This is a genomic window from Acidipropionibacterium thoenii DSM 20276 (genome assembly GCF_000423445.1).
GTDB lineage: Bacteria > Actinomycetota > Actinomycetes > Propionibacteriales > Propionibacteriaceae > Acidipropionibacterium > Acidipropionibacterium thoenii.
The window spans coordinates 1-10,148 of record NZ_AUHZ01000031.1 but is presented as its reverse complement, the minus strand read 5'-3'; the positions used below and the strand labels follow the sequence as shown (position 1 = coordinate 10,148).

Annotated in this window: 8 protein-coding genes and 1 pseudogene; 2 read left to right on the top strand and 7 right to left on the bottom strand. The window is 66.1% G+C overall.

The window, feature by feature from the left end; genetic code table 11:
- Positions 1 to 247 precede the first annotated feature (247 nt).
- The 6 genes from G554_RS0108945 to istA all read right to left on the bottom strand — a co-directional run bounded on the left by G554_RS0108945 (position 248) and on the right by istA (position 7,040).
- Complete coding sequence (locus G554_RS0108945) at positions 248 to 1,726, bottom strand: multicopper oxidase family protein (RefSeq protein WP_027586299.1); 1,479 nt, start codon at positions 1,724 to 1,726, stop codon at positions 248 to 250.
- A gap of 35 nt (positions 1,727 to 1,761) precedes the next feature.
- On the bottom strand, positions 1,762 to 2,817 hold the full coding sequence (locus G554_RS0108940; RefSeq protein ID WP_036923889.1) for a HAMP domain-containing sensor histidine kinase: 1,056 nt from the start codon (positions 2,815 to 2,817) through the stop codon (positions 1,762 to 1,764).
- Positions 2,818 to 2,900: 83 nt separating this feature from the next.
- Positions 2,901 to 3,596, bottom strand: a complete 696-nt coding sequence (locus G554_RS0108935) for a response regulator transcription factor (protein ID WP_027586301.1) — start codon at positions 3,594 to 3,596, stop codon at positions 2,901 to 2,903.
- Between the two features lie 31 nt (positions 3,597 to 3,627).
- Complete coding sequence (locus tag G554_RS0108930; protein ID WP_027586302.1) at positions 3,628 to 4,335, bottom strand: DUF6803 family protein; 708 nt, start codon at positions 4,333 to 4,335, stop codon at positions 3,628 to 3,630.
- Positions 4,336 to 4,566: 231 nt separating this feature from the next.
- Positions 4,567 to 5,382 carry an IS21-like element helper ATPase IstB gene (gene istB / locus G554_RS0108925; protein WP_027586303.1) on the bottom strand — a complete coding sequence of 272 codons (816 nt, stop codon included), beginning with the start codon at positions 5,380 to 5,382 and terminating at the stop codon, positions 4,567 to 4,569.
- Positions 5,379 to 7,040 carry an IS21 family transposase gene (gene istA, locus G554_RS0108920; protein WP_027587631.1) on the bottom strand — a complete coding sequence of 554 codons (1,662 nt, stop codon included), beginning with the start codon at positions 7,038 to 7,040 and terminating at the stop codon, positions 5,379 to 5,381. The genes istB and istA overlap by 4 nt, the downstream gene beginning before the upstream one ends.
- Before the next feature lie 324 nt (positions 7,041 to 7,364).
- Here istA and G554_RS0108910 point away from each other — a divergent pair, with 324 nt between their 5' ends.
- Complete coding sequence (locus G554_RS0108910; protein ID WP_245570011.1) at positions 7,365 to 7,700, top strand: beta-ketoacyl synthase; 336 nt, start codon at positions 7,365 to 7,367, stop codon at positions 7,698 to 7,700.
- A gap of 333 nt (positions 7,701 to 8,033) precedes the next feature.
- Here G554_RS0108910 and G554_RS0108905 read toward each other — a convergent pair whose 3' ends face one another.
- Positions 8,034 to 9,572, bottom strand: coding sequence for a DUF2079 domain-containing protein (locus G554_RS0108905; RefSeq protein WP_084648442.1), 1,539 nt, complete (start codon positions 9,570 to 9,572; stop codon positions 8,034 to 8,036).
- A gap of 355 nt (positions 9,573 to 9,927) precedes the next feature.
- Here G554_RS0108905 and G554_RS0108900 point away from each other — a divergent pair.
- Positions 9,928 to 10,148, top strand: a pseudogene (locus G554_RS0108900) (hypothetical protein); the annotation flags it as partial.

The window sequence follows — 10,148 nt, the reverse complement described above, 5'->3', positions numbered from 1 at the left end:
GAGTACCGGGTCGGCGGCGGGGCGGGGAGCGTCGCTGTCACTGCGGTTGAGCTGGGTGGGGTTTGTGTACATGGTGGTCTCCTTCGTCGTGTGTGGCTGGCTGCCGTCACCATCCAGACTGTCGAGCGTCCATGAAGCTGGACCGGGGCAAATGATGAAGGTTTGACCAAGACGTCGGAGGCATGTGCGGGCATGCGGCGGTGCGGTTCCCGGGGCGACGCGGGAACCGCATCGGCGTGGGCTGGGGTCAGTAGCGCAGGCTGGTCATCATGCCGATCTCGGCGTGGTAGATGTTGTGGCAGTGCAGCATCCAGGCTCCGGGGTTGTCGGCCTGCAGGTCGGCCTCGATGGTCTGCATGGGCAGCAGCAGCACGGTGTCCTTGCGTAGTCCGTTGCTGCCCGGCAGGGACCAGGTGTGGCCGTGGATGTGCATCGGGTGGGCCATCATCGTCATGTTCGTCATCCGCATCCGGACCCGCTGTCCCAGGCTGATCGACAGGGGTGTGTCCTCACCGAACTTCTTGCCGTTGATGCCCCAGGCGTAGGGCTTCATCTGGCCGTTGAGCTGGACCTCGAGGGTCTGCTCCGGTTCCTTGTCGGGCAGCTTGGCTGCGTCGGCGGCGCGCAGGGCGGTGCCAAGGACAGCCTTTCCTCCGAGTTCGGGGATTCGGGTGGTGGCCGGCGGAATGCTGCCGGCGCCGGTCTTGACGATGGCGCGGGCGGGAGTACCGGTCTTGCCCTCGGGGGCGGCCTGCAGCACGAAGACGCCGTCGCCGACGGTGACGGTGGCGTCGATCCTTTCTCCCATGGCGAGGTAGATGGCCGTCGCCTCGACTGGCTGCACGGCGAATCCGTCGGCGTGGGTGATGGTGAGTCGGTGCCCGGACAGGCCGACCTTGAAGATCGTGTCGGCTCCGGCGTTGATCAGCCGTAGCCGGATCTTGTCTCCGGGGCGTGCCGTGAGGGTGCGCGGTGCGGCCGGGATCCGGCCGTTGACGACGTAGTGCGGGTAGCTCACGTCTCCGGCATCGCCCAAGGGGGAACTGCCGTGGTCCATGCCTCCCATGTCGTGGTTCATTCCTTGGGACAGGGGGCCGCTGTTGGCCTTGAAGTCGGCGAAGATCGCATCCGGTGACTTGCCCACCCCATCGGTCCAGTCATCCAGGACCAGGACCCATTCCGCGTCGTGGTCGCCCGGATCGCGTGGGTCGTCCAGCACGAGGGGAGCGTACAGGCCCCGGTCGATCTGGACTCCGCTGTGGGGATGGAAGAAGTAGGTTCCGGCATGGGGTGCGACGAACTCGTAGGTGAAGGCACTCTTGGCGGCGATGGGGTCCTGAGTGACACCAGGCACACCGTCGGAGGCGTTGCGCAGGGCAATGCCGTGCCAGTGCACCGAGGTGGCTGTGGGGAGCTGGTTGTCGACCGTGACCCGGAACAGGTCGCCCGCCTTGCCGCGCAGGACGTTCCCGTCGAGTTCGTCGGTGTAGGCCCAGGTCTTGGCCAGGACACCGCCCAGGTCCAAGGTGACAGGGCGCGGGGTCAGGGTGTGGGTGACGGTCGTCGCCCCGGCCGGGGTGGCGAGTGGTGTCTGGGTCGGGATGGCCCATGTGGCCGGGGTGGTGCTGGCCGGGGAGGGCTGCTTGGCGCCGCATGCAGCCAGGGCGCTGGTGGATGCCAGGCCGAGGCCGGCGAGCAAGGCCTGTCGGCGAGTGATCGTGTTCATGCCCCCGACTCTTCCCGCCCCGCAGTGTGACCGGGTCAGGGAAGTGTGGAGATTCGATCAAGACTTCGTGGCAGCACCAGGCTGAACGACGCACCGCAGCCCACCCCCGGACTGGCCGCCAGCACGTCGCCCCCATGTGCCCGGGCGACGGCCCTGGCGATGGTCAGGCCGACTCCGGTTCCGCCGTCGACGTCACGGACCCTGCGTGATCCTTGGTGGAAGAAGCGTTCGAAGACGTGGGGCACCTCACCGGCGGGTATGCCTGCGCCGGTGTCGCTGACCTGGATGGACACCGAGTCCGTGTCAGACCAGCTCGTCACACATACCTCACCCCCGCGTGGCGTGTGCTGGACGGCGTTGCGCAGCAGGTTGTCCAGGACCTGGCCGATGCGTGCAGGGTCGACATCCACCTCCACGGGGCAGTTGCCACGGGTCACCAGCTGGATACCTGCCTCGGCACAGGCTTTCGCACACGAGGTGACCGCCGATTCCACCAGGTCATCGATGCGGGTCAGCCGTAGTTCCAAGGGGATCCGCCCCTCCTCTGCCCTGGAGACCTCGGAGATGTCGGCCGCCAGCGCCGTGATGCGCTCGTTCTGGCGTTGGAGGACCTCAAGGACCTCCGGCCCATACACGGCGACTCCGTCCTCGAGGCTCTCGAGTGTCACCCGCGTCACGGACAGGGGCGTTCGCAGCTCATGGCCAAGATCGGTCAACATGCGTCGTCGGGTGGCCTCCGTGGCCGCGATCTGGGCCGCCATCCGGTTGAACTCATGGGCCACGGATTCGAGTTCGCGCCCCAGTGGCGGCATGCGCACGGGGTCGTCGTAGTTGCCGTGCGCGACCCTCTCAGCCCCCTCGGCCAGGGCATCCAGCCCTCGGATGAGGCTGCGGTTCAGCACCCATGACGTCACCGCCGCGATCATCATCGCGGCGGCAAGTCCCAATCCCAGGGAGGCCGCACCGGCGTCATGGAAGGCACGCTCGGCATGGTCCAGCACCATGGGCTGGGTGTGCCCGGCCTCGGCCATGTGCTTCTTGAACAACGGCGGGCCCATCTCCAGGGCGGTCAGGACCAGCGTGACGCTCATGGTGACCAGGACGGCGAACTGGGTCCACACCAGCCGTCGACCCCACGACAACCCGGGCCACAGCTCTGATGGCCGTCCTCCCATCAGCCTCGGCCCATCCGGTAGCCCACGCCCCGCACAGTCAGCACGTAGCGGGGATCGGCGGCCTCCTCACCCAGCTTCTTGCGAAGGTGTGCCACGTGGACATCGACCAGATGGTCGTCGCCGACCCAGTCCTCGCCCCAGACCATGTCCGTGAGCTGACGCCGACTCAACACACGTCCGGGATGCGCGGACAGGGCCTTCAGCAGGTCGAACTCGGTGCGTGTCAGGTCCACCGCCACACCATCCATGGAAGCCTCGCGCGAGTCGGGATGCACCACCAGTTCCCCGATCCTGCGGGCGACGGATGCCGAAGCCGTGGATCTCGGGCGACGCAGCATCACCTGGACACGTGCGACGAGTTCGCGCGGGCTGAAGGGCTTGGTGAGGTAGTCATCCGCGCCCACGGACAACCCGATGAGCATGTCCACCTCGTCAGCTCGCGCGGTCAGCATCAGGACGTAGCAGTCGCTGAAGGTGCGCACCTTGCGACAGACCTCCACTCCGTCGAGGCCCGGAAGGCCGAGGTCGAGGATGACGACATCTGGCTGCTCCTCCCGGATCCGCGACACCGCCTCGTTCCCGTCTGCACAGGTGTCTGCGGCCATGCCGGCCCGTTCCAGGTAGTTCTTCACCGTGCCGGCCAGCACCGGTTCGTCGTCGACCACCAGCACCGAAGTGCGCGCCACATCGCTCATGGCTCCACCTCACCACGAGACCCAGCAGGCGTCACCTCGTCGGTTGCGAGGACGGGGACATGTTGTGGTTCATGCTGCCCATGTCGTGGTTCATGCCGGACATGCCACCCATGTCATGGGTCATGACGCTCGACGACGTGTCACCTCCCAGGACTGCCGGATCGACCATCCCGAAGATCATCGCCACGTGGGCCACCACGAGGAAGGCCGCCACCATCGCCACGTGCATCCGCAGACGGTTCTCACTACTGCGGCCCAGGACCCCCGCCTCGAGGAGACTGATCACGAGCATGGGCAGGCCACCGACCAGGTAGCTGAGGACCGCGATGACATCAGCCGGGCCGCGCCATCCCCCATTCATGGTCAAGGGCACCACCGCGTGGACCATCAGGTGCGTCCCGATGAAGACCCACACGGGACCGGCGAGCAGGCCAGCAGCCCGACTGAGCCTCGCCACCCACGGGGCTGCGGGCCGGTCATTGCGGCGCCCCAGCAGCATGACCAGTTCCGTGATCGCCAAGGTCTCGGCCAGGATGACCGGGAGGGCCATGAACAACAGCAGGTTCCACGGTTGCCGCACCGCGAGGAGTTCCATGTAGTGGGTCATCGCCATGCCAGCCATGCCCGAGCCAGCAGTCAGGTCGGGCACGGCCAGGGCCAGCCCGACCGCGGCCACGCTGGCAATTCCCAGGAATGCGAGGGACCCACGAGCCAGGGATGAGGATTCATTCGTCGTCATGCCGCCAAGCCTCCAGGCGGCATGTCGAGCACGAGCAAGACAGTGTGAAGAAATGATCAAGATCCACCGCGAACACCGGCTGTCACCCACCTCCCCCGTCCGGACCATCGATGCCCCGGACCTGTGCAGTACCCGCAGTGGCACAGAAACCCACCAGAAGTCGACCGGCACTCGGTTCGGCCGCCTCTCTGCCGTGCACTTCTCTCGATGGCCACGCCATGACCCGTCGAGTCACAGAGTCTGGCGAGCTCGCGTGTGGGCGAGGCGATAGGAGTGGGTGCCGGTCTCGATGATGGTGGCGTTGTAGGTGAGGCGGTCGACGATCGCTGCGCACAGTCGTGGATCGGTGAAGGTGTCGGTCCAGGCGGAGAAGGACTGGTTGGAGGCGATCGCGATGGCGTTCTTCTCCTCCCGCTCGGTGAGGACCTGGAACAACAGCTCGGCCCCGCGCCGGTCGAGCTCCATGTATCCCAGTTCGTCAATGACCAGGAGATCCACTCTTCCGTAGCGGTTGATGGTCTTGGTGAGTTGCTTCTCGTCAGCGGCCTCGACGAGCTCGTTCACCAGGCGGGTGGCGAGGGTGTAGCGGACGCGGTAGCCCTGCTCGGCGGCGGCGGTCCCGAGTGCGATGAGCAGGTGGGACTTGCCGGTGCCGGAGTCCCCGATCAGGCACAGCGGGTCGCCGCGGCGGATCCAGTCCCCGGTGGCGAGCTCGTTGATGGTGGCGGGGTTGATGTTCGGGTTCGCGGTGAAGTCGAAGTCGGCCAGCCACTTCTCGCGCGGGAATCCGGCGCTCTTGATACGGCGCAGGGTAGAGCGCCGGTCACGGTCGTCGACCTCGGCCAGGAGCAGCTCGGCGAGGAAGCCCTGGTAGGTGAGTTGTTCCTTGGTGGCGGTGGTGATCGCCTCATCGACGACGGACCGGATGGTGGGCAGTCGTAGGCGGCGGCAGGCCTGGTCGATCGCGGCCTGGGCGGCTTGTTCGGTGAGGCCGTGACGACGACGAAGACCGCCCGGACGGGAGCTGCTGGTGTTGGTGGTGGTCATGGGGTTCCTGTCGGAGTGTGGTGATGGGCTTCGGCGGTGGCCGAAGCGGGGTCGGGTTGGCGACGTCGCAACAGCTCGTCGTAGGCGGTGACGCTGGGCAGGGGCCGGGTGTCGGCCGGTAGCGCGGCGATCAGCGAGTTCGAGTCGGTGTGGCGGCGCGGTGGCAGGTTCACCACGGTGCCGCCGCGCTGCGGCGCGGGCGCGGTGTGGCTGACGCTGTGGCGTCGGGCCTCGACGGCGACGACGTCGGCCGAGACGGCCCCGACGGACAGGGCGCTGGTGATCCCGGCGATCACCGCCTCGGCCGGCAGGGAGCGGTGGAGCAGGAGCACGTCGATCAACTCCTGGGTGCCCGCGACGTCGCCGCTGGTCTTGCGGGCGGCAGCCCAGAACGCGTCGTGGGCGGCGGTGAACGCCCCCGCGGCTCTGGCTTGGGCCAGGGCGGTCGAGCCGGGGAACGCGCCGGGCTTGTGGCGCAGAACCTCGAGGTAGTGGTCCAGCTCGACCCGGGTCACCCCACGCGTGCCGAGGCGGGGATGGGTGGCGACCACGGTGCGGCCCTCGAACACGACCACGCACGAGGCCCGCAGACTGACCCGGACGCGCTGCCCGATCAGGTGCGCCGGAACGGAGTACTTGACCATGCGCACGGTGATCAGGGCGGAGCGGTCGACGCGCGGGTGGAGGATCAGGCCGGGGTCGAAGTCATCGGCCGGCAGCGGCGCCAGGTGGTCGAGTTCGGCGCGGTAGTCCTGCCCGATCGTGTTCGCATGGCCGGCGATCCGGCGGGTGTTGTCGTCGACTTCCCAGACACGGATCTGGTCGTTGAGTTCGTCCAGGCTGGCGACCTCGGGCATCGGGGTGAGGTGGTTGCGGCGGAACCAGCCGACCTCGCCCTCGACACCGCCCTTCTCATGGGCGCCGTCGATGCCGGGCTGGCAGTAGAACGCGTCGAAGCCGTAGTGGGACTTGAACAGAACCCAGCGTTCGTTCTCCTCGCGGAGCCGGTCACCGCCATGGATTACCTGCACGACCGCGGACGTGAGGTTGTCGTAGCGGATGTGGCGGGTCGGGATGCCGCCCAGGGCGTGGAAGGCCTCGATGTGGCCCTCGAGGAAGGCTTCCTGCCCTCCGGTCGGGTAGACGCGGTGGATCGCCTTGCCCGAGTGCGACAGGCGGTAGACGAACATGTGGCACTTGGTCTTGACGCCGTCGAGGATCACATACACCTCGCCGAAGTCGACCTCGGCCTCCGCGCCGGGGGCGTGGTCCTGCGGCACCATCGCCTCCACCCGCCGCCCGGCCTCCAGCTCGATCTGCGCCCGCCGGGTCCTGACATAGTCCCGCACCGTCGAGTAGGACAGGTCCGTGGCACCGTGCTCGTCACGCAACCTGGCCAGGATCCTCGTGGCGGTGTGGCGCTGCTTGCGCGGGGCGGTCAGGTCGTAGAGCAGCATCTGGTCGATCGCCGGCTCGTACGGGTCCAGACGTGGTGCGGACCGTACCGGGGTCTTGCGGGGCGGGGGTTCGGCTGCCGCGAGGGCCTGGCGAATGGTGCGGCGGTGCACCCCGTGCTTGCGCGCGAGTTCGCGGATGGACAGGCCATCGACTCGCGCGTCGTGGCGGATGTCGGCAAACAGTTGCACTCGTGACCCCATCTCGGCCTCCTCGCCTCACACCAGTGGATGGGGACCAGCGTGGAGGGGCGGGGCCAATTCAGACCGTCAACACCCCGGCAGGCTGCACGTGGGGCCGATTCAGGCCGTCACAACGGGGCCAAACCAAGCTGTCACAACCACTGCCGGCCGCCGACATCGATGCGGACACGATCGCGGCGGTCAGCCACGACGTCATCGGCTACCGGTGAGGTCGGCGGCATCGGGCATCACCGGCTCCTGACGAGCCCCTGGCCCCGCCGGGGGAGAGGCATCCGCACCGAACCTGTCAGTGCCCGCATCTAGTGTTCGTGCCCCAGGGACAAGGTGAGGCGAGGACTGGTCAACATGGTGATGCTGTTCGACGACGAGGAGACGGTGGCGCTGCCCGAGAGTGTGCACCTGGAGCACATGTCGGTGATGACGGTGCGCGCCAGGGGGTCGAAGGCGTCATGGAAGGTCCTGGCCGGCGACCAGATCATCGGCCGGCTGGACCGCTGGATCACCGGCAGGGGCATCCGGTTCTATGCCGCGACCGCCTACCATCCGACCACCGGGACGCCCATCCGGCTGGAGGCCTCGACCGAGATGTCTGAGCGGATCGAGCTCATCCTGCGGGCCTGGTACGACCCCGAGAGCTACACCGCGCACTCGCCCTGGTGAGACCGGGTCGGACCAGGACAACCGCCCCGGGGCCCTAGGCGACTGGACTACTACTCATGCTGCCGGACGCGCAAGGTTGAGGTCTGCCATGACGATCCGACTCATCAGCGATGGTCCGAACCGAGTCACCTGCTATGCCCTCAGGACGATGGTCAGGCTGTGGTGACCCATGTGGACCCGCCGGCCGGGATGATTGGCGGCACAGGGGTCACTGTTGGGACGGAGTCCGTGGCACGGCGGGACTGAGTCGGGAACCACCTCGGTCAGTGGATCCGCACAGACCAGAATCTCGAGAGCAGCTGAGACAGACCTCGCAGTGGACTGCCGTGGGGGTCATGGTGCAGTGGGGCCGCATCGTGCCGGATCAGGGCGAGTGTGTTGTCCTCGGAGGACGAGGATCGCGTCCTTGTCGAAGATCACGTGGTAGCCGGAGGCAATCGCCGTCCTCAGCGCTGTGTGGGGTTCACTGAGTCCTCCTCCGGTGTCTGACTGTGACATGTCGAGGAGGATGTATGTGGGTTCTGGGCCTGTCGTTCCGGGGACGGTGACACGGTTGGATCTGGTGAGGTGTGTGACGAGTCTGTCGTCGGCGGTCACGCATGTGTTGGCCGGGATGAGTGCCAGTGCCTGTCGGGAGGTCTGGACGGATGGCGAGCTGTGGGCGATGATCTGGCCCGGGAGTTGTGCGAACGGTTCGGCGAGGGGGTTCGCCGTGTGGACCACGGGGATCGTGATGGCAAGCGCGGCGAGCATCGCCCAGGACAGGGGAGTCCGCCATCGGCGCAGAGGCCTGGAGCTGAGTGCGTCGACTGCGGCGATGAACAGGATCAGGAAGATGGGAGCGTTGTAGTGAAAGCGGGGCTCCCACAAGAGCTGTCGTGAGGACCAGAATCGTTCGATGATGAGCGGTGTGGCTGCGATCCATCTCGGTGAGAGAAGAAAGAGGCAGAGAAACGGAAGTGTCAGCCAGCCGATGGTCTGGCGCTTGGTGGCGTTGTCCACCACGAGGTGGAATGCGCCTCCGGGATGGGTGAGAATCGATTGAATCATGGCCGAGGGTCCCGTTCCGAGATCGGGGTAGTCCCAGTAGCCGTAGCTCCCACCGCCCGAGAAATGGGGGATCAGGACGCCGACGACCAGCATGAAGGAGATCGCTCCTGTCAGGATCATCGCAATGCCCACCGCGGGGCGTCGACGGGTCTCGATGGCCGGAGTGTGGTCTCGGTGGGGTTGCACGATCCAGATGATCCCCAGCATCGTGACGACCAGCCCCATGTCCTCCCTCACCCCGATGAGAAGGATCGACCATGCGACGAAGGCGACGGAGCTCCGTCGATCCAGAGCATCGAAGGCCAGGCACAGCAGGGGCATCGCCAGGCAGATCTCGTGGAAGTCGAAGTCGATGAGTCCTTGCAGGGGCCACGACACCATGACCACGAGCACGATGAGACGAGACAGGACCGGTCCCATTCGCCGGTCACACATCCTCACCAGGACAGGGATGCAGGCCGCCACTGCGACTGCTTGGCCCACTAGCAGGACTCTGGGGTCATCCCAAAGCCAGTAGAACGGGGCAAAGACAATCAGTAGCGGATGAAAATGGTCACCGAGCAGATTGTATTGATACCCCTTGATCGGAGAGAAGGGTGATTTCAGGTGTGCGTAGTGCCGCACGGCCTGATCAAAGATCCCCAGATCGTAGCCGCCTGTGCGGAACTGGTCATATCTGATCAGCGAGTACATGGCATATATCCCGGTCGCGATGAGCATCGATACGAGGGTTGCCCCAGTTATTGGTGAGAGCGTCGGACGTGACGTCGATTCGAGAGGATCAGGGCGCGACGACGTGTACAGAACGTGCGTAGTCACCATGTCCTCACCCCAGTTAGATCAAGTCAACCCCATGTCGTCCATTGCGGGCGTGTCGGGTGCTCAGCCCCAGTGATAAGTGGTCGAACCCCTTGGCATTCTCCTTGTGGACCGCATTGAAAGAGACATGACTGTGTTAACCCTGCGCCCGCCACGAATCAGAATTTCATGTTGTCTCCCCCCTGTATGGGTCATTACTGACTGGAACTGAACATAATCTGACTCGAGCCCGCCTGTCAACAGACTAACCCAAATCGGCCAAAAGCCGCTATTCTGGCTCATCACAATCCACGGTGTAGTGGGGGTGTGATGGTGGCTGGCGTGTCGGTCACCGGGTAGGGGTCGAGGTCTTCCGAGGATGGGGGTTCTCACACCAACCCATCGGGAAGACCTCGACGTGCCTGACGCTACCTTCGCGACCCCTGACCTGACCACCTTCTGCCGGCTCGACGAGCTGGGCCTGGTTGCGGTTGGTCAACGACTCGAGCCTGGACGGGCGGTGATCGCTTGTCAGGTTGTCGAGCCGGACGACTGGTGCCACCGCTGCGGCCAGCATGGTGTGTTGCGGGACACGGTGGT

Bases quoted from the DNA above. Each gene is read 5' to 3' on its own strand.
- G554_RS0108930 (WP_027586302.1), bottom strand. From the start codon at position 4,335: ATGACGACGAATGAATCCTCATCCCTGGCTCGTGGGTCCCTCGCATTC.
- G554_RS0108905 (WP_084648442.1), bottom strand. From the start codon at position 9,572: ATGGTGACTACGCACGTTCTGTACACGTCGTCGCGCCCTGATCCTCTC.
- G554_RS0108935 (WP_027586301.1), bottom strand. From the start codon at position 3,596: ATGAGCGATGTGGCGCGCACTTCGGTGCTGGTGGTCGACGACGAACCG.
- G554_RS0108945 (WP_027586299.1), bottom strand. From the start codon at position 1,726: ATGAACACGATCACTCGCCGACAGGCCTTGCTCGCCGGCCTCGGCCTG.
- G554_RS0108940 (WP_036923889.1), bottom strand. From the start codon at position 2,817: ATGAGCGTCACGCTGGTCCTGACCGCCCTGGAGATGGGCCCGCCGTTG.
- istA (WP_027587631.1), bottom strand. From the start codon at position 7,040: ATGGGGTCACGAGTGCAACTGTTTGCCGACATCCGCCACGACGCGCGA.
- istB (WP_027586303.1), bottom strand. From the start codon at position 5,382: ATGACCACCACCAACACCAGCAGCTCCCGTCCGGGCGGTCTTCGTCGT.